At 60.1% G+C, this 18,969-nt stretch carries 18 protein-coding genes; 8 read left to right on the plus strand and 10 right to left on the minus strand.

From position 1 onward, the window contains the following. Nucleotides 1–21 precede the first annotated feature (21 nt). The gene (locus DSC91_RS36500) at nt 22–759 is read left to right on the plus strand and encodes a DUF5677 domain-containing protein (protein WP_115783793.1); all 738 of its coding nucleotides are present in this window, start codon (nt 22–24) and stop codon (nt 757–759) included. Nucleotides 760–840: 81 nt separating this feature from the next. Further along, nucleotides 841–1,422, plus strand: a complete 582-nt coding sequence (locus DSC91_RS36505) for a hypothetical protein (RefSeq protein ID WP_175172070.1) — start codon at nt 841–843, stop codon at nt 1,420–1,422. A 255-nt stretch (nt 1,423–1,677) separates the two neighbouring features. Here DSC91_RS36505 and DSC91_RS36510 read toward each other — a convergent pair whose 3' ends face one another. From DSC91_RS36510 to DSC91_RS37980, 8 genes are all read right to left on the minus strand, one after another. Next, nucleotides 1,678–3,558 carry an ATP-dependent nuclease gene (locus DSC91_RS36510; protein ID WP_115783652.1) on the minus strand — a complete coding sequence of 627 codons (1,881 nt, stop codon included), beginning with the start codon at nt 3,556–3,558 and terminating at the stop codon, nt 1,678–1,680. Nucleotides 3,559–3,745: 187 nt separating this feature from the next. Then, nucleotides 3,746–3,973: a hypothetical protein gene (locus tag DSC91_RS36515; RefSeq protein ID WP_115783653.1), complete on the minus strand. Its 228-nt coding sequence runs from the start codon at nt 3,971–3,973 to the stop codon at nt 3,746–3,748. 389 nt (nt 3,974–4,362) lie between these two features. Beyond that, nucleotides 4,363–5,385: a hypothetical protein gene (locus DSC91_RS36520; RefSeq protein WP_115783654.1), complete on the minus strand. Its 1,023-nt coding sequence runs from the start codon at nt 5,383–5,385 to the stop codon at nt 4,363–4,365. After that, on the minus strand, nt 5,375–7,042 hold the full coding sequence (locus DSC91_RS36525) for an HsdM family class I SAM-dependent methyltransferase (protein ID WP_115783655.1): 1,668 nt from the start codon (nt 7,040–7,042) through the stop codon (nt 5,375–5,377). The genes DSC91_RS36520 and DSC91_RS36525 overlap by 11 nt, the downstream gene beginning before the upstream one ends. A 249-nt stretch (nt 7,043–7,291) precedes the next feature. Continuing rightward, complete coding sequence (locus tag DSC91_RS36530) at nt 7,292–8,239, minus strand: tyrosine-type recombinase/integrase (protein WP_115783656.1); 948 nt, start codon at nt 8,237–8,239, stop codon at nt 7,292–7,294. Beyond that, complete coding sequence (locus tag DSC91_RS36535) at nt 8,236–9,126, minus strand: hypothetical protein (RefSeq protein WP_162831537.1); 891 nt, start codon at nt 9,124–9,126, stop codon at nt 8,236–8,238. The genes DSC91_RS36530 and DSC91_RS36535 overlap by 4 nt, the downstream gene beginning before the upstream one ends. 112 nt (nt 9,127–9,238) lie before the next feature. Beyond that, nucleotides 9,239–9,430, minus strand: a complete 192-nt coding sequence (locus DSC91_RS36540; protein WP_115783658.1) for a hypothetical protein — start codon at nt 9,428–9,430, stop codon at nt 9,239–9,241. 336 nt (nt 9,431–9,766) lie between these two features. Continuing rightward, nucleotides 9,767–9,907, minus strand: coding sequence for a hypothetical protein (locus DSC91_RS37980; protein ID WP_167470554.1), 141 nt, complete (start codon nt 9,905–9,907; stop codon nt 9,767–9,769). Between the two features lie 211 nt (nt 9,908–10,118). On the opposite strand from DSC91_RS37980, the gene DSC91_RS36545 reads away from it, so the two are divergent. The 6 genes from DSC91_RS36545 to DSC91_RS36570 all read left to right on the plus strand — a co-directional run bounded on the left by DSC91_RS36545 (nt 10,119) and on the right by DSC91_RS36570 (nt 14,235). Then, complete coding sequence (locus DSC91_RS36545; protein WP_115783659.1) at nt 10,119–10,448, plus strand: helix-turn-helix domain-containing protein; 330 nt, start codon at nt 10,119–10,121, stop codon at nt 10,446–10,448. A gap of 4 nt (nt 10,449–10,452) precedes the next feature. Next, nucleotides 10,453–11,169 (plus strand): ImmA/IrrE family metallo-endopeptidase, encoded by a 717-nt coding sequence (locus tag DSC91_RS36550; RefSeq protein ID WP_115783660.1) that lies wholly within the window; start codon nt 10,453–10,455, stop codon nt 11,167–11,169. Nucleotides 11,170–11,337: 168 nt separating this feature from the next. Further along, nucleotides 11,338–11,856: a hypothetical protein gene (locus DSC91_RS36555; RefSeq protein ID WP_115783661.1), complete on the plus strand. Its 519-nt coding sequence runs from the start codon at nt 11,338–11,340 to the stop codon at nt 11,854–11,856. A gap of 5 nt (nt 11,857–11,861) precedes the next feature. Continuing rightward, a complete protein-coding gene (locus DSC91_RS36560; protein WP_115783662.1) occupies nt 11,862–12,356 on the plus strand; it encodes a DUF7665 family protein in 495 nt (164 codons plus the stop codon). After that, nucleotides 12,346–12,834, plus strand: coding sequence for a Mov34/MPN/PAD-1 family protein (locus tag DSC91_RS36565; RefSeq protein ID WP_162831538.1), 489 nt, complete (start codon nt 12,346–12,348; stop codon nt 12,832–12,834). Before DSC91_RS36560 ends, DSC91_RS36565 begins: the two co-directional genes overlap by 11 nt. A gap of 6 nt (nt 12,835–12,840) precedes the next feature. Further along, nucleotides 12,841–14,235: a hypothetical protein gene (locus DSC91_RS36570; RefSeq protein WP_162831539.1), complete on the plus strand. Its 1,395-nt coding sequence runs from the start codon at nt 12,841–12,843 to the stop codon at nt 14,233–14,235. A 578-nt stretch (nt 14,236–14,813) separates the two neighbouring features. On the opposite strand, the gene DSC91_RS36575 is transcribed toward DSC91_RS36570, so the two are convergent. Together DSC91_RS36575 and DSC91_RS36580 are read right to left on the minus strand one after the other, a co-directional pair. Next, nucleotides 14,814–15,773: an SOS response-associated peptidase family protein gene (locus DSC91_RS36575; protein ID WP_115783665.1), complete on the minus strand. Its 960-nt coding sequence runs from the start codon at nt 15,771–15,773 to the stop codon at nt 14,814–14,816. A gap of 49 nt (nt 15,774–15,822) precedes the next feature. Continuing rightward, a complete protein-coding gene (locus tag DSC91_RS36580) occupies nt 15,823–18,966 on the minus strand; it encodes an error-prone DNA polymerase (protein ID WP_115783666.1) in 3,144 nt (1,047 codons plus the stop codon). Between the last annotated feature and the right edge of the window lie 3 nt (nt 18,967–18,969).

Consider the following 18,969-nt stretch of genomic DNA (forward strand, 5'->3'; position numbering starts at 1 on the left):
ACCGCCCCTCGGCAGAAGAAGATGAACACAATAACGGTCGCACAACTTCTCAATACGTCGGGGCAGATCCTTGACGATCTTCGAAACCTCATTGTCCGCTCACGTCCTCCGAAGGGTGGGCCGGACCGTTTGCGGGTCGGCCTCGTACTAACGATCGCCGAGCAGTTTGAAGCGGCGTTGCGACTCGCGAATGCCCATATGAGTACTCATTCTGCTACGCACGTCCGGTCGATGATCGAAGCTCTCGTCGCGATGAAGATGCTTGCGTCCGATAGCGGCTACGTCGACCAGATGCGATACGAGAAGTTGAGAGGCGAGCGACGCGTCTACGAAGGGATACTGGCTGACCCAAATATTCCTGAACACCTGAAGGTGACGATCAAGGATAGCTACGCCATTTGCAATTCCGAGTGTGAAACTTTTCGTGCAGCGGGGCGCAAGCCGAAAAAAATCAGCGACGATCTTGGAACTGCGGAGTTATGGCATTTGGTTGGACCATATTCGATGCTGTGCGCTTTCTCTCATAACGATCTGGCTGTCCTGGCGCTCCGGCATCAGGGCGAAAAGAGTATGGTCTACAAGCAGGACGATCCGCCAGAGTTTGTACACTCAGTCGTCCACACTGCGTTGCTGGTACTGATGGATGCAACCCATCAGTTCGGCAAGATTGCGAAATTTCCCGGCGATCATTTCGACTCGGTTTTTGGGGCGATGAACCAGAAGTGGAGCAGCGTCGTCGACAAGCGTATAGAACGCTAGAGAACATGGGTGACCTTATGGACATCATCAAGCGAGTCGCGCCCTTCAGGCAAGCGGAGGCCGCAGCACGGCGAGCTGAGCATGAACAGAGTAGGGAAGCCGTCCGAAAGATGCTCAAAGCACACGAACATCGTCTCTATCCATCCGGTCGGGGCCATATTGCCGCTGGCCCTGTCGTTGCTTTACCTGCCCCGCAGTTTCAACGCGTTGGGATGGTTCCATCGCGTTGTGTTCCTGCTGTCGCTGATGATCTCGACGTTCTCCTCGTACTGCGACGCACGTGCGGTGCATGTGGTTCCAGGCACCGTGCTGATGTGCGTTGTCCTGTGGCTGCCACGGGCTCGGGGGCGCAACAGGGAGGTGCCCGCCGCGGCGATCTTCGCCCTCACATTCATCGCGGGATTTCCAGTTGACGTTTATCTCGGCTATGTCTGCCGGTCAGCTGGCGGCACGGCCACCGTTGGCGGAGCGGGATGGGCTGACGGCCTGCTGCTGGGCCTGGCGATTCTTGCCGGCGTTCACTGCTTCGTCTATTACTTCTGCGAGCATGACGAGAAGAAAGGCAAGGTGCCGATCGGCGCGTTCCTGAAGTGGCAACTGGCGCCTTTGCGCCCGCGGCCCGCTACGCCTGACGGGGACAACGAGCAGCCGTCGATCTCCTGACGTCCCTGTTTATTCCCGCTGGCGCCTGCCGTAGAACGCAATAAACCTGTCAATCCGGAACGCTTGTAAAGGCTGGGTTCCACAGCACGCTCCCCATCGCCGGTGACATCTTTATTGCGCTTTTCCAAGTTATTGAATTGATGAGATTTATTGGATAATTCGAGCAGCGAGCGTGTCAGGTGACACCTTTATTGGCGAAGTTGTGACGACTTTATTTTGCTCTACGACAGTGCGGGCAGATGATTTCATGCATGTCTACGCTCCTCCCGCCTTTGTGAGAATCTGCTTAAGCATCTCTGGCGCAGTTCCTTCCGCCTCAAGCGTCGCAGTCCGGTAAGCATACTGATTCTTTGCGAGTTGGATTCCGGCGGCGGCCTCAATCGCCGCACACGACGTGACCCACTCCGTCCAGTTGGACTCTAGGTAGGTCTCAAGGTGGTCGCTCAGGGTCGCTACACAATCGCCGACCTGTTCCGATGGGAAATCAACCTCTGTCTCACCGAGGTACTTCAACAGCCGACGGTTCTCTGTCGAAAACTTCGTGCGCTCGCCATCTATTACGGTCGGATTCTTGCCCGCAGCCTTAGCCCGTACCTCGAAGCCACTGTCCCCGTCGAAGAGTACGTAGGTCGGAATCCCGAGGCAGGTAAGGATGGCATGAGCAAGCGGGATTCCACCCTTGCCTCCGGCCGGAACAATCGACAGTCCCTGGGATTCGAGACGCCCAACGGCGTCCCGATCGCCGATGCCGTAGAACACGGCCGCCTCTGTATCCCCCTCCACCAGCAGCACACGCGCTGCGAACAACGCGACCGAGAGGCGATTCGTGACTATGCCATCAAGTTGACGGCCAACCTGGTCGGCATCTACTATTTCATTGAGCCTCGTCTTCACTTCGTCGACCGTGGCGAAATGAACAGTGACCACAGGGGTCTCGTCAGACGACCTCGTCAGCCGCCTGATCTGGTCGAAATGTCGAGCCTCAAGGAAGTAGGGGCTATGAGTCGCATAGGTCACTTGGATGCGCTTGCTTGCTTTCTCGGCAAGCGATCTTAGTACTTTCGCGAAGGTCTGGGCCTGAATCGGGTGTTGAAAGAGCTCCGGCTCCTCAATCGCCAGGCATATGACACCCTCTGCCGACGCCGCACCTGACTGCGCCAGAAGTTGCAGCGCCGAAACCAGGAGCGTGCGCTGAAAGCCATGTCCCTGTCGCTCCACAGCGGTCTCGGTTGCGCCATCGAGCACTGCGACTTCGAACGTGGTCCGTGGGGCCTTGAGTTCCACTTCGGCAGGCGAGACCGTGACAGCCCGACCAGGCGAGTAAGATCTGACGACCTCGTTGAGCTGCGTCGTCATAGCGTCCAACTGCCCCTTGAACTTTTCCTCGTAGACTTTCTGCTGCTTCGTGCGCGACTCTTCGACGATCGTAGCGATCTCCTCATCCGCAGCAGCACGATCAACTGAGCGCTCAAGGATTCGACCGATGATGCTCGCCTTGCCGTCGGTCGACTCCTCGCTTGCGCGAAGGTCAGCAGTGACTAGGACGAAGTCGAAGAGACCGCTCATCTTGCCGCCGCTGTTGAAACCGAAGAAGTTGGTCTGCAGCGCTTCGGGGGCGTCGGCGAGCTGGTCGGTGTGAGCGGACTCCCACGCCGTCATCGCCTGATCAACCGCTGCACCTGTATTGGCCGCTGGGAGATCTAGATCCGCACGGCTGCTGCGGAGATTGGCATATAGATCCTTCTTCGCCGTCGCGCCGCCTGCTGCTTTGACCGCGTTGAATTCTGGAAAGCCCTTCGCATTCGCCGAAAGCACCTCAGAGCCGTCAGGCGACCGGAGCTTCCATGCTGTGAATGTGGCAACGCCGTCCGGCACGTACTTGCCAAGTGCTTCGCGATCCTTGTCGGTGAGATCGGTGAAGGTGACTTGAACCTCGATGTTCTCGGTAGTGACACCGAAGGAACAGTCCTTCTCCGTCAGCGAGCCGGGTTTACCGTTGAAGTACCAGTCGAGCGCACGAAGCACAGTTGACTTACCGGCACCGTTCGGCCCGATGAATGTCGTGACGGAATCGAAGGGGATCGTCACGTCTCTCAACGTGCGGAAGTTCTTGATGCGAATGGATTGGATTTTCATTGCAGGTTCCAGCTCCTTGTGCCGAAGACCGAGCCGCGAACACCGACTCGTCGCCCGAAAGAGCAGTCTCTCGCCGGATCGTTCGCTCACGTGTCTTGATAGCAGTCGATCGTGAACGTCTGCTTCCGCGTTCCATAACCACGGATTTTCAACTCGTTGCAGCCGCTCAAGATCTGAGCACGAACACCTAGCGAATTTTTCGGGCGTAACCCTTCTTAACAACACGGCCAATGAAGCTATTTAGGCCGTGGCCGACATTCGCCAGACGCTGCATCTCGGCAATGTTTGCTGCACTGGTACTCTGTGTTGTATAGAGATAAACCGAGCCGTCGCCAAACTGGACAGTAATAGACCCTTGTTCAATTTCGTAGGCAACGACGTTCGAATCGCCACTTAGATTTTTATAGCGTTCCATAAAACCTCCTGCTACCTAACGAAAATGGGGGGCTTCTCTACTTCTCCGATGTGCAACCACTGTTCCGCAGAGCGGATACTATAAGCTGCCATGCCGTTGTCACCAGCAGGGGTCTTCCCGGTGTTGATCAGAACGTCCGAACGAGGCAACCGAAAGCGGAGACCGTTATGCGTATTGAATCGGTTCGCATAAGGAATCTCAGAACCATCAAGGACGCGACTGTCGTACTAGCCAAGGCGACATCGTCCGATCGATGACTACTTCGGGTGCCGCGAGCGGCACCTCGTGTACCGAGCTCGAATGAGCGGAGGAGGTCAGGTCCCCCCGCACTCACACACTCGAACATTCAGCGGCACATGCAACGCGACAGAGCCCAGCAGAGACAGTCTTTATCGTAGCCCCGGCGAGGCACGGCGTTGCCGCGCTTCCTCGTGCATGTTGACCGGCGTAGCGCCAAGGACACGCGTGACCATCGCTGCGAGGAAGCGGCCAGGTGCGAGATCCTCTGGAATCTTTTCTTCGAGGATCGTCACTTTAGGAAGCTCCGCAATCTCACGATCAACTTCCGACTCGGGGGTGGGGGCCGGTGCATCTTCTTCTTCGACCAATTCAGGCCCAGGCTCCGGCACGCCTTCAGCGGGCCTTTCTTCGCCAGTGTCGGGTATTGCGGCATCGTCTGAGTATTCCATCAAGACGAGGCAGGTCGCGTGGTAAGCGTCGTCCTCACGCCCGAGCTTGGCGAGCAGGTCAAACAACCAATCTGCGGTTTTAGGCTCCTTTTGAAGGATGTCGGAGCGAAGCCCGAACACAAAACCGAGAGCTGCGAGGGGGTGCCTTAATCGCAGGTTCTTAGCGTCACCGTATGACTCCTCGATGCGATTCGGTGCGTTTTTTCCATAGGAGGAGTCCATGCGCTTTGTCGAAATCAGCAACTCGGGCCCCGTGGCCCAGTCCGTGATGATGACGTCAACCTGCTTGAGGTAGTTCTTACCAAGGATGGATGCGCTGGAGGACGTAACGCCAGGGATCGAAGCTTGGTTGTTCACGCGATCCGCCACAGCATCCCGGATCTTGCGGGGCAGTGCCTTCAGCAAGTACGCGACAGCCGCCGGGAGGATGCGCGGGTGGACTGGTCGCGGCCACGCCTGATCTGAGTCGAAGCCCGCCCGTCGCAACTCATAGCTCAGCCATACATCGAGGGCTAACGCCGGTACTCCGGATTGGGTCCCGGCCTTTAAGTAAAGAGGAACGCCCAGCAGTTTGACAAGCGTGGTGTAGTCCGGCTCGAAGCGCAACTGGCCGTCGGCGTTCTTGATCCAAGGATTGCTGTGCACACCGCCAGGGGCGGCGAGGGAGACGATTCGGTCGAAAATGACCCACGCTTCTGCTTTCGCGGATTGTTTAGCGGCCACTGCCTGCCCTCATTGTGCGGCGGTTGGCGAGTTCTGCTCGCGCCTGCCGGATTTGCTTGATCTGTTTTGCCGTCAAGTCACCACAGCCCGCAAGGACGACTTTATCGACGATATTTACGGCGTCGAGCAGTCTGCCTTCGCTTAATAGCTCAGCGACCTGTTGTTTGATTGTGCGAAGCGCGTCGGCATGGGCCAAGATCAACGCGGGCGAGGGCATTGCCCAGACGTCTGCTTCCTTCGGCTCGATCTTCAGAATCCCCCCACCATACGCGCGGCCAACCATCTCTGCGTGCAGCAGCGTGACCGAATTCAGGCTCGCCAGCGGCAAAAGTTCGTGGCCGAGTTCACGGTTTTTTGCATCGAGGTAGACGCCGTGCACCGAGTTGAGGTGGCGGGCTCCAGCGTCATTTGCTGTGAGTCGGGGTGTGTCTGCGTTCATGCAAGTCAATAACAGGTCCGCGGCGGGAACGAGCGGCACCTGGTACCAGGTCTTGCGGACGCGGCACTTGTATGCAGTATCGACACCAGTTCGGTGGCCGTCCTCGATGTATGCCGCTGCTTCAGCCGAGGGTGGATCGCCCGGATAAAAGAGATAGGTAGCGTGACCTTCGCGGCCCAGCTTGGTAAGCATGGCGTTGGAGAGCGAGAGACCACGCAGGTGGGAACTTCCAGGCGGCGAGAGGCGCAGCAGCTCATTGCGGCGCAGGCCGAGTTCCTTCACACGTTGAGGTGAAAGCGTGAAGTATTTGTTGTTGCCCGTGACGATGCCGAGGGTGGTGTCCCCCCACGTCTCCAAGCTCGTAAACAGTCCTCGCTGCAGTAGCTCGTGCAGCGGCTCGATTGCTTTCGGGTCGATGAGGCTGCTGGTCCACTTGGCCGACGGGTCAGTCGGCGTCCAGATCAGTCCTGCACCGAGCGACGCAAGGTCAGCGGCGTTCTTCGCTTGCCGGATGGTCGCGTGACGCGCGGGGCCTTCAAGATAACCGTCGGCTAGTAGCAGGACGACGTCGGCCTCGGCCTCGGGGAACACCTGCTCGTCAAAGAGCACGAGTTGCACGTCGCGGAAGCGGTTGAATAGAAACCGGCGCACGGGTGCCGCATAGTTCACCGAGAGCAACTCGGCCGGGAGAACGAGCCCGAGCCGCCCACCCTGTTTCAGGAAAAGCGCGGAGTGGATAGTGAATGCGGCCCAACTGGAGGCAAGGCCGGTGAGCGAGACGCCACCTCGGAGGGCGGCCTCGCGGGATCGAGCACGCGACTCGCCCGAAAAGTCCTGATAGCGGATGTAGGGCGGGTTGCCGATAACAGTGTCGTAGAACGATTCAGGTTCGACCGAAAAAAAGTCGCTGTGCCGGATTTGGGCTTTGCCACCAGCTTCGCGCACGCGTTGGCGGGCGACGCGCGCGCTGTGGGCATGAATCTCGACACCGTCTACGGTCGGACGCGCATCCATGTCCGATGTCAGTTCGCGAAGGCGAGTCACGGCGGCGACAAGGAAGGCAGCATCGCCTGCCGAGGGTTCCATCACTTGGTCGTCAGGCTTGCGAATGGCCCAATTGGCCACGAACCGGGTGATCTCATCGGGCGTGAAGAAGGCACCTCGCTCCTTGCGGAGGGCGGGCGTGTCGTCGGGATGGACGGAGCGTACGAGAGTCACTTGCAAATCCTAGGAAGCAGCGGCGCGGGTCTTAACGCGGAAACTTGCCGCACCGGCCTCGCTGAAGCGGGAGTTCATTGTCAAGCTACCTTCTTATTCATTAGCCAAGAACGAAGTTCGCTCTCTTTATAAATTCGATCAAGTCGATGTACGGTACGGTCACGTCCCACATCGCACGCGCAGGGAATCTTCCGTAAACGCATTATACCGAGCCGTTGATCTAACCGATCTGACCGCGGTCGCGGCGACTCAATATAGGACTTTGAACGTTGGTGAATCTTGTGGTCGGGCCTTTCGGCGATCGTAGATCCTTGTGGTTGCGATGTTCGCATGGCCAAGCCACTCCTGGACCTTTGCGATATCTGCGTCATGTTCCAAAGCGTTGGTTGCCGCAGTCGCACGCAGGCTGTGTACGCCGAAACCTTCCACGTTTATCCTGGCCTGCGCCGCATACCCGAGCACGCATTTGTACACGCCATCCGCCGTGATCGCCTTGCCGGTTTTCCGGGTCGGCTGGAACAGTGCTGCGTCCGGTGTCATCGCGTGGCCGGCCGCTTCTACATACGTGTGGAGGCGTTCGGCGCTCGCGGGATGGAGCGGGACGTAACGGGTCTTGCCAGCCTTGCCGTGCACGCGCAGATGCGGCACGCCGCGGCGGTCATGAATGTCGCGGACCTTCAGCAGGCAGAGTTCCTCGCGACGCAGCCCGTGATACAGCAGCACGGCGAGCATCGCGCGATCACGTTGCCCCTTGAGCGTAGTTGGGTCAGGCGCATTGAGTAGCGCGCGCGCCTGATGATCGCCAAGCGCTGGCGTCCTGCCCTCGTTACTGTTGACCTTCGGACGCTTCGCGCCCTTGACCGGATTGAAGTCAACGGCGTTCTTTTCACACAGGTATTCGAACAGCGACGACAGCGCGGCGAGCTTGCGCCGGATCGTCGCGCCGGACAACGTACGGTCCTCGAGCACCTTGCGCCACGCGAGCACGTGGGCGCGGGTGACGATGCGGAACTCGTCCGGGCGCTGGATCCCGGTGAAACTCATGAAGTCCTGCAGGTCGATCTGGTACGCGCGACGCGTGCGGGGATTGTCGAGATTGGCAAACCACTCGGCCTCGGCAGGGACGGCGGCCAGCCGGTGAAACTGGTCAGTGGTCAGCAGCCTCTGGCCGCGATCGGCAAGGGTGGGAAGATTCATCTGACGGCCTCCGTAGCAGCCACGTGATCATGGGCCGGGTCGATAGTCGCCCTGAGGACGGCCATCTGCTCTTCGCGCAGCTTCCTGTAGCGTTCGAGAAAGGCGGTTTCGTCCAGTGGCAGCTGCATTTCGCGACGCATGGCGAACAGCGCTGGCGGGAACAATGCGCCGGGCGTCTCCATCTGCGTGAGCATGATCCTGGCCATTTCGCTGTGGGCGGATTGCCGCAGGTCAACGATGCGGTTGCGCTCCGCCATCGCCTTGCCGATCTCGTTCACGTGGTGCGTGACGTGGTTTCTTGCGGCCTGCCACGCGTCGTTGTCTTTTTCCGCCTTCGTGACCAGGTCCAGTTGCACCTTGATCCACGCATCGCGCAGGCCTTCGTGAATCGTCGTGTTCCGGTCCAGGTCGGCGAGCTGGCTCTGGAAATTTTCCAGTCTGGCACGGCACAGCGAGAGTTCCCAGAAGCCCCGTCCCAGCGCACTGGCCAGCGCCTGGCAGGCGTTCACCGTATCCTGCGTGCCGATTGCCGCCACCTTGATGAAGGTCGCATGGGCCGTCCCATACTTTTCAGAAATTCCAGTCACGGGCAACTGGAGGTTGACCAGCGCACCGAGCGAATTCTGCATGGTGAGCGCGGCTTCGACTGCCGGCAGAAAGACATCCCGGCGCAGGGCCATCTCCCGCTCGCGATTGCGTTGCGTGGCGTCATGGTCGAGTTCGCTGCGCTTGAGCTGCCGGTTGTGCCAGTTCGAGACGAACACGCCGGCGAGCGTGATGGCCGACGCGACCAGGCCGCTGACGCCGGCACCGAACACGGTCGCGGGCATGCCCAGGATCGGGCTGTCGGGCGTCGACGCGGGAAGCGCGTGCAGCAGCGTGCCCATGGCCAGCGCGCACTCGGTCTGCATGAACGTCATAAGTCAGTCTCCGGGCGGGCGAATGGAAACCGCCCGGCCGGGGCGACCCGGTCGACGGCGATGTCTTCAGACGCGGTGATCACAGGATGCGCAGGTTGCGGATCCGGCCGATCTTCGGCGAACGCTCGCGGATCAGGTCGGCGATGAACTCGGGCAGCAGCGCGCGCGGGACATTCGCCGGCACGTCGCTGACTGTCTGGCCCGGCACCTGGACGATGAAGTCGTCCGGCGAACTCGCCAGGCTGTGCTCATAGCTCACTCGGTAATCCATCTTTATTTCCTTCGGGTAAAACGGGGACTTCCATTGGCTGGTTCACGTGGCCGGCCGGGCGAAATCAGCCGGCGTGAGGACCGGTTTGGCAAGGGCCTCCTGCAGTAGAGTGAGCATGACTGCACCGCCGTCGTGACACAGTTCAACCACGCGGTAGTTCCACGTATTAACGGGGCTGCAGTCGTTGTCGGAATGTTCGGACATGGTTGTGATGGCGTGGGGTAGATGGCACGGCAGCCAGGGTACTATTGATAACATATTTTATCAATAGTAACCGCATTGAATAAAGCGCGGTGGATCGGTTCCGGAGAACCCACCCGCCCGCGCCCAGGAAAGTCACTTTTTCTTCGGCTTGCTTGAGGTTGCGCCCTTGCGCTGGGAGAGGTCCGAAGCGGCGACCTCTTTCTCCTTCCTGGTCGACTTCGGATCACGCAGGATCTTGCCCGCGTCCGATGCTGGTTTCTTGCCTGTTGCCATGGTCACCTCGTTGTGGTCGAACCCTCAAGTCAGGGCACATTAATCGTATGAACAACAAGAGGGAATTTCAAGGCAAGGGACGGGCGTTGCTTCACGGGATGGTTGCCATAGCCTCGCGACAATTTGGCTCCGTGAATCTTTCTTGCTCCCATCGCGATTGACACCTACCCTTCCTGTAAGATTCGCTGATTAGCGGAGACGCAGATATCCTATGACTCGCCCTGAACCAGCCACATTCGGCAGCTACATTGCCGACGCCCGCAAGAAGCTCCAGATCAGCCAGAAGGAGTTGGCCTCGCGCATCCTGCGCGAAGAAGACGACGCGCCCATTTCTCCTCAATACCTTAACGACATCGAACGCGATCGTCGTAATCCGACTTCGGATCACCTGATCCTACAGTTTGCCAAGGCCCTCAAGATCGACGCCGACTATCTCCATTACCTGGCAGGCAAGCTTCCCGACGAGATACGCCAGAAGAATTTATCAGAGGATGCAGTGAGAGCCGCCTTCACTGCATTCCGCAGACCACAAACGAAATGACGCCATGGTGACTTTTGTTCGCGATCACACAGGCCGCTTTCAGCAGCGGCCACACTTCAAACCAGAAGAGCTGGATCGAGAATGCGAGTCCATCATTACTGGGTTCCTCAAACAGTTGCACGGCGACGTCCGCTACCCGATCGATACAGAGGACCTTAAGAACCTGATCGAGCGCGATGCCGAAGATCTGGACGTTTACGCGGACCTTTCCGTCTATGGCGCCGATGTCGAGGGTGTGACCGAGTTTCACCCGGGAAGCAAGCCTGCAGTGAAGATAGCCTCGATCCTTACCGAGGACGCACGCCGTGAAAACCGGCTTCGAACGACGCTGACGCACGAGTACGGGCATGTCCACTTCCACAGCTACCTCTGGGAGATAGAGCAGCCACCGGACCTGCTTCGCCAACAGCCGAACCGCGACAAGATTATCTGTAAGCGTGATGCGATGATCGATGCCGTGCAGACTGACTGGATGGAGTGGCAAGCCGGCTACGTATGCGGCGCGATCCTGATGCCCAAGAGCGCCGTGCTCGCCTTATGTTGCTCTTTTGCTGAAACGCACGGCCTCTATGGGGCCGTTTCGCTGCAGACCTCGCACGGCGCGGCGCTCATTGCAAGCGTCGTGAACACATTCCAGGTGTCAGATGAAGCGGCCCGCGTGCGCCTCCTCAAGCTTGGGCTTGTGACGCAGGCCGCTGCTACCCGATCTCTCTTCGAATAAACAGCGCGGAACATAGCAACCGCTTGCACCGACCGCGCGTTGGTGATACGCTAATCAGCATATCGGCGGATTAGCGTTTGTGATGTTGTGAACGCCTCGCCAAGATAAGCAGGGAAGGCGCCGTGAAATAGCGCTCTTGCGAACAATCACTGTCTTGAAGAGGTATGTATGAACGAGATGTCAGTGGACGTTTTTCTCCATGGTAGCGGCCGCCCGCAGGTGGCGAAGACACGGCTCAACGAAACACTCAGGGAACTGCTGGTCCGATGCGAGGCACTCCCGGGCGAAGGTCAGTTTGTCTTCGTCGGTGAGGTCGACGAGGCGATTCGCCTGCCGGACGCCGACGCCGATACCCATGAACCGGTCGACCTTGAATTGACGATCGAGCAGTTGGAGCTTCACAAGCATAAGCACGTGCATACGCAGTCGGTGCATCGTGTAGAAGTGACGGTGTTCTTCAATGGCCATCACAAGCGCCGGTTTTCTCCTGCGACGACTATCGCAACGGTGACAACCTGGGCGAAGAAGCGCTTCAATATTGACCCGCGTGCGGGCGCCGACTTCGTCCTCGCGTTGCGGCCGACCGGCCAGCATCCTCGTCCGAACGAATTTTTGGGCGAACTCCTGGAACCGGGTTGCCACGCGTTGGAGTTCGATCTGATCAAAGAAGTGACCCCACAAGGCTGATCGCAATGTCGAAGTCGACAGCTCAGCGTCTTCTCGGGGAAGACTTGCAACGCGCAGAATTTCAGATTGGCGTTGCCAAAGGGCAGTGGTCGCTCATTCGGAAGGTGTCGGAGGCGGACTGGCCCTTCGTCTACACGTCGGTTCAGGCCGCACCACGCCCGGGAGGGCCTGAACGCCTGACGGTCCGCTGGGACGTCGACGGCTACGGCAGCCAGTCGCCGACTGGGGCCTTCTGGGATGAAGTTGGCAACGACTTCCTGGCAATCGACCGATGGCCGAAAGGCCGCCCAAACTCACCTGTTGAAAGTGTATTCAAGGTCTCCGGCTGGTCGGCTCCTGGGAAGGGGTTCTATCACCCCTACGACAGGCAGGCGAGGCTCAATCACCACGAGTGGCCAACACAGAATCCGCAGTATGTATGGACGCCCCAGCATACGCTGACGGATTTCCTTACCCTGGTGCACCGTTGGCTGAATTGCGAGGATTATCTTGGCTGCTGAACGTACCATCCGGATCCCCCTGCTGACCTGGCGCCGGCTGGTCGCGGAGCTGCACAAGCGGGGAAAGCGCCGGCAGGAGAGCGGCGCTTTCCTGCTCGGCAAAACGACGGTGCCCGATGGTCGAGTTGAGGCTTTTGTCTGCTACGACGATCTCGACCCCACCGCACTGTCGAAAGGCATTGTTATGTTCCATGCGAAAGGTTTTTCGGAGCTCTGGGATCTTTGCGAGAAGAAGGAGCTGCAAGTTCTAGCCGACGTACATACCCATCCGACGGCTGACGTTCGCCAGAGCAGCATCGACCAGGACCACCCCATGCTGCCCGTGGCGGGGCACGTTGCGCTCATCCTGCCTCGCTATGGATACGCATCGAAGTGGTCAATGGCAGGTGTAGGAATTCACGTTTTTCAGGGATATGGACGCTGGAAGTCATTTCCCCACGACCATCCTGACGCCCCGATCAAGCTCTGCACATGGTGACGCCCGATGAACCAACCGATCTCTAGTGACCTGCTGTCGCGTATCGACAAGCTATTCATGGACCAAGACGCCACTGATCTGGAGGAGTCCCGTCGCCGACGAGCGCAGCGAGGCCTAGAGGTGCTCGTCGGCGATGACGTCAAAGCGTCATATGGCTTGCAGCTGGCTCTGCTCACTGCGGTGAACTTAGGCGTCAAGTGTTTCGCCGGCGCAACTGTGGTGCACGCGTCGGCAGACATGTGGCTGGCTCCGTGCCTGGTTCCGGTGGTCCGCTCGGGAACGCTAGGTGACGCGATCATCGAGCTTGGCGGCAGCCTGGTCGCTCGGAACAGAGCTGCGCCGCGCGGCCGTCATCTTCTGCTCGGTAACGCGGTCGCCGAAGAAGGCTCGCTCAGGCTGACCTATGACGGCTGGCGTATTTCGGTCGGGCCCGCGAACGAGGTGCCTCGGATGGCGGAGCGTACCTACTGTCCGCTTGCCGGCATTGCGGTCGCCGCCATTGCAGTGGGGGAGTTGTTCGCCGATTTTGCAGGCATCAACATCACGGCCACGCGGCGGGTTGTTGCGATGTCGCTCTGGCGGCCGGACCTGCCGTTTGAACACCCGGACGCGGTTGGCATGCAGCTCGCTGAATTGCCGCTCTCTCTGGGCCTCTTTGGACTCGGGCATCTGGGGCAAGCCTATTTGTGGGGCTTTGCAGCATTGCCGTACGCGTCGCCCGAAAGGGTGATGGTTCTGCTCTGCGATGACGATGAGGTAGAGAAGGTGAACGTCGAGACGGGCGCCTTGTTGACGGCTGCGGCGGTGCAACGGCTCAAGACGCGCGTGGTTGCGGAATGGCTTGAAGGACGCGGGTTCGTGACCAGGCTGCTGGAGCGTCGCGTCGACATGCAATTCAGGCGCACCGATCGTGAACCAATAATTGCTCTGTGCGGTTTTGACGATAATCAGCCGCGGCAGTGGCTCGCAAATGCTGGTTTCCAGGCGATTTTCGATAGCGGATTGGGCGGTGAGGCATTTAATTTTGACACCATCGCTTTTCATACTTGGCCGAATCCACGGATCGCCTCGGAAGTGTGGCCCCTGGAGTCCGCGTCGGAGGTCGCTCTGCGCGAGGCACGTAAGAGACAACAGGCCGATAGCAACGCGGCATATCAGACCCTTGGTGCCGACGAGTGCGGCCGCTTACTGCTCGCGGGCAAATCGGTCGCGGTGCCTTTCGTCGGAGCTATGGCAGCGTGCATCGTGCTGGCCGAAATGCTCAAGAACGTCAACGGTGGCCCGACATTCAGCGACCTGAAGCTTCGGCTCTGCGCGCTCGGCAACAGTCCTTTGGACGGGCGGCTGGCGAGCGAGGTGGCGACGCCGATGCGGGGCTTGGCAACGCAAGCCGCCAAGTAACTTTTGTAGGGTCTGCCTATCAAACTATGGCGGCGCAGCGGGTCGTCGGTGAATCGGGCAGTGGGCCATCTAACACGCAACTTTGAAGGTTGGTGAGCCATCGTCGACTGCGCCATCTAGCAAGGCCTTCCCCGGATGCGGATGCTGGGGAGGGATACGCGCCGCGATCTCAAGAACGGACTTTCCACTGATCACTGCCCGAGCGATGAACTGCTCTAAACCTGCTCTTTGGGCTCATACCACTCGCCGTGACATCTTGTGTACCTGACTTGCTTAGCGGGCAACGTTACAGTGACTATTCCCGGTCGCTTCAGTTTGGGATTTCTCAGGAACATCAAATAGCCGAGGCCTCGGCACATATCCTCACCGCTCTCGGCAACGAAATGCGCCAGACAGTTGACGCAGAACACACGATTTGATGTCGCCATCAGTTCACCCATGTTTGAGTAGGTGGGTTGAACCTGTTATCTGTTAGTTACGCAAATTTATTTCGCCAACATGTCCTTCTTCGTGGACAGGCGGTAACGCCAGGCCGGCAGCAAGTAATGCGCTCCGATGTCGTCGCCGGTCCGGTCCGCTCAGGCCGCCATCCGATGTTCGTAGTAAGGACGATGGCGATCGTCGAGAATCGCGTACTGTGCCGCGAGATTGCGTGGATCGGGATTGAGCCACGCGTCGATATGCTCCGGCTTGATGGGAATGATGCAGCGATCGTGGCCGGCGGCGGCAACTTCAGGGGGCGGCTCATCAGTGATGGCCGCGAAGGAGAGCACATCAGGCTCGCCAGGGCTTTGCCAGTGCGACCACAGGCAGGCGATTAGCATGTCCCGAGCGGGTTGCGGCTTGAACTCCAGGACCACGTTTTCCTCTAGCTCGCCTTCGGCGAGTTCGCGCCCTTCCAGACGATGTCGTTTCACGTTTTCATAGAACGCGTTCGCGACGATAAGACCGTGCGAATACCCAAAGAGTCCCTTCCAGAAGCCTTCCAGGTTGTCAAACCTGGCATTGTAAAGTCCGGGATATTTCTTGTCGTAGAACGCAGGCTTGCCAGCCGGGCGACAGTGATATCGCATGGGCTTGATGACACGCTTGCCGTTTTCCATGATCATGACCGGAGCATAGTTGCCGGGGAAAATTCGCGAATCGCGGTCTTTCAGTTCGGTGCGACGGAGATCGTCGAGCCCGTGCAGCGCCGACTCGATCTTGTTGGTTGCGATCCGTTTGCTTTCGGTGGCCGCCTTCGTCGTCTTGCTCTGCAGGGTGCGTTCCGCGTCGGCGAGTCGCGCGCGCTGTTTGAACAGTTCCTGCTCCAGCTTTGGGACCTGGTCGCGGGTGAACTGGTCAATCGCTTCCTTGATCCGCCGTTCCTCGTCGGTCTGGGGAACCGAGAACGCGGCGTCCATCGCCTTCGGAATCTTGATGTTGCTGCCCTCGGCGCGTTCCCAGTACAGCTGTGCGAACTCCCGGATGCTCATGTGCGCGCCAAACATCCTGACGTACTTGCGGTAGTCCGCCTGGATCTGGGCTGAATAGCACATGGTGGCTCTCCTTTTTGAAGGAAGGTGCGCGAATATGGTACGCCGGTTCCTAATGGAAGTTTCGTGTCGACGTGACGAGCGAGCCGAGCAGCGGGGAAACGTCGACCAGCCGGTGCGCGACGAGGTGGCGCACTTCACCCTCACGCTGCCAGACACCGTACACGGCAAGCAGTGACGAGCCGAGCGCTTCGCGTCGCTGCTTTTCCAGCAGGGACGGCCAGATGATGACGTTGACCTGTCCGGTCTCATCCTCAAGCGTGACGAACATCACACCCTTGGCCGTGCCCGGCCGCTGCCGGACCGTCACGATGCCGCAGGCACGAGCGAGCTGCCCGTTCCGGAATCCGGCCAGCGTCGACGCCGACAGCAGGCGCTGGGCAAGCAGGCGAGGGCGCAGCAGTTCCAGCGGGTGCCGGCCGAGTGTCAGACCGAGGGTCCGGTAATCGCTGGCGATCTGCTGGCCTTCCGTCATCGGCGCGAGGACCGGCGTCGCGTCGTCATCAGTCGCGCCGCGCAGCAGATCCCGGTCCGGTACCGCAGCCACCGCATGCCACAGAGCTGCGCGCCGGTCGCCGGCGAGCGAGCGTAACGCGTCGGCCATAGCGAGCGCCTGCAGGTCCTTGCGATCGAGTTGCGCGCGTCGTGCCAGATCGGAGACATCGGCAAAGGGCCGCACGGCCCGCGCGAGCTCGATGCGCGCGGCGGCTTCTTCCTTCAGGCCGCGAACCAGCGACATGCCGAGGCGCACCGGCGCGCGAGTCGATCTGCCCTCGACTGCCGAGTCCCAGTTGCTGAGCGTCACGTCGACGGGCAGCACCTTCACGCCGTGGCGCCTTGCATCCTGCACGAGCTGTGAGGGTGAATAGAATCCCATCGGCTGGCTGTTGAGCATGGCGACGAGGAACGCGACCGGCTCATGACACTTCAGCCATGCACTCGCGTAGACAAGCAGCGCGAAGCTCGCCGCGTGACTCTCCGGAAAGCCATATTCGCCGAAGCCCTGGATCTGCGCAAAGATGGCCTCGGCGAACTCGCGGTCGTAACCGCGCTCGAGCATCCCGTTCACGATGCGGTCGTAGTAGGCTTCGAGTCCGCCCTTGCGGCGCCATGCGGCCATCGCGCGACGCAACTGGTCAGCCTCGCCGGCAGTGAATCCTGCCGCGAGCATCGCGACCTGCATCACCTGCTCCTGAAAGATCGGCACGCCGAGCGTGCGCGAAAGCGCCTGCTCCATCTGTGGGCTCGGATAGGTGACGGGCTCCACGCCCTGCCGCCGACGCAGGTAGGGATGCACCATGCCGCCCTGTACCGGGCCCGGACGTACGATCGCCACCTCGATCACGAGATCGTAAAAGCAGCGCGGCTGCAGGCGGGGCAGCATGCTCATCTGCGCGCGCGACTCGATCTGGAATACGCCAACGGTATCGGCGCGACAGATCATCTTGTAGGTCTCGGAATCTTCGGCAGGAATGTCCTGCAGTTCGAATGGCTCGCCGCGCTTTTCCGAAATGACGTCGAGCGCGCGGCGGATGGCCGACAGCATGCCAAGTGCGAGCACGTCGATTTTCAGCAGACCGAGCGCCTCGATGTCGTCCTTGTCCCACTGGATGATCGAGCGGTCGGCCATCGCAGCGTTCTCGATCGGCACCAGCCTCGACAGCTTGCCGCGGCTGATCACGAAGCCACCACTGTGCTGCGACAGATGTCGCGGAAAGCCCAGCAGCAGCGCCGCGAAATTCGCCCACTGCACGATCAGCGGTGCTTCAGGGTCGAGACCGGCCTCGGCGAAGCGGTTGAGCAGATCGCGGCTGGAGTCGAACCACTGGTAAGCCTTCGCGACGCGATCGACGATCGCCGGATCCACGCCGAGCGCCTTGCCCGATTCGCGCAGTGCGCTACGTGGGCGGTACGTCGTCACGGCGGCCGTCAGTGCTGCCCGATCGCGCCCGTACTTGCGGTAGATGTACTGCACGACTTCTTCACGGCGCTGATGCTCGAAATCGACGTCGATGTCGGGCGGCTCACCTCGCTCTTTCGAGATGAACCGCTCGAACAGCATCGACGAGCGCGCAGGATCCACCTCGGTCACGCCAAGAGCAAAGCACACGGCCGAGTTGGCCGCCGAGCCGCGCCCCTGACACAGGATCCCTTCGCTGCGCGCGAACCGGACAATGTCGTAGACCGTCAGAAAGTACGGCTCGTAGCGCAGATCCCCGATCAGCGAGAGCTCGTGTTCGATCTGCTGCTGTACCTGATGTGGGATGCCCGCTGGCCAGCGGCGATGTGCGCCGATGTAAGTCTCCTGTCTCAGGTAGCTGGTCGGCGTATGGCCGACTGGCACCAGCTCGTCCGGATACTCATAGCGCAGCTCGTCGAGTGAAAACGTGCACAGGTGCGCGATCCGCAGCGTCTCCTCAAGCATCCGCTGCGGGTACAGGTTGGCGAGTCGCAGGCGCGATCGCAGATGCTGCTCTGCGTTGGGCGCGAGATCATAGCCGCACTCGGCTACCGGTTTGCCAATCCGGATCGCCGTGAGCACGTCTTGCAGCGGTTTGCGCGAACGCACGTGCATGACAGGAGCACCTGTCGCCACGACGGGAATGCCGTGGCGAGCAGCGACGTGTTCGACGGTGCCACGGTGGATGTCGTCCATTGCCCGGGCATGCAGCGTCAGGGCGATCCACGCGCGATCGCCGAAGGTCTGGGCGAACCACTCGACCTGCGTATCCAGCCTCTCTTCGTCGGCCGGGTAGTCCGGCGACAGGATCGCGACGCAGTCCGGCAGTGCCCGCAGGTGCCCGAAGGGCTTCTCGGGGTGCGCGAGATCCAGGGGGGCAATCCGGTAGCTGCCCTTGTGCGCGCGCATGCGGCCGAGCGTGATCAGCTCCGACAGGTTGCCGTAGCCTTCGCGTGTCATCGCCAGCGCGGTGAATGACAGGGCAGGCGTGCCGTCGGCGTTGGTCAGATGGAAGTGTGACCCGACGATGAACGGCAGACCGGCCTTCTTCGCCTCGACGTGGGCACGAACAACGCCGGCCAGCGAGCATTCATCCGTGATGGCCAGTGCGGCATAGCCCAGCTGCGCCCCACGTGCAGCGAGATCCTCGGCGTGCGATGCGCCGTGCAGAAAGGAAAAGTTGGACGCGCACTGGAGTTCCGCATAGTCGGGCAGTGCGCCGTAGGTCGGCGCCATGGG

Source organism: Paraburkholderia caffeinilytica (assembly GCF_003368325.1).
GTDB lineage: Bacteria > Pseudomonadota > Gammaproteobacteria > Burkholderiales > Burkholderiaceae > Paraburkholderia > Paraburkholderia caffeinilytica.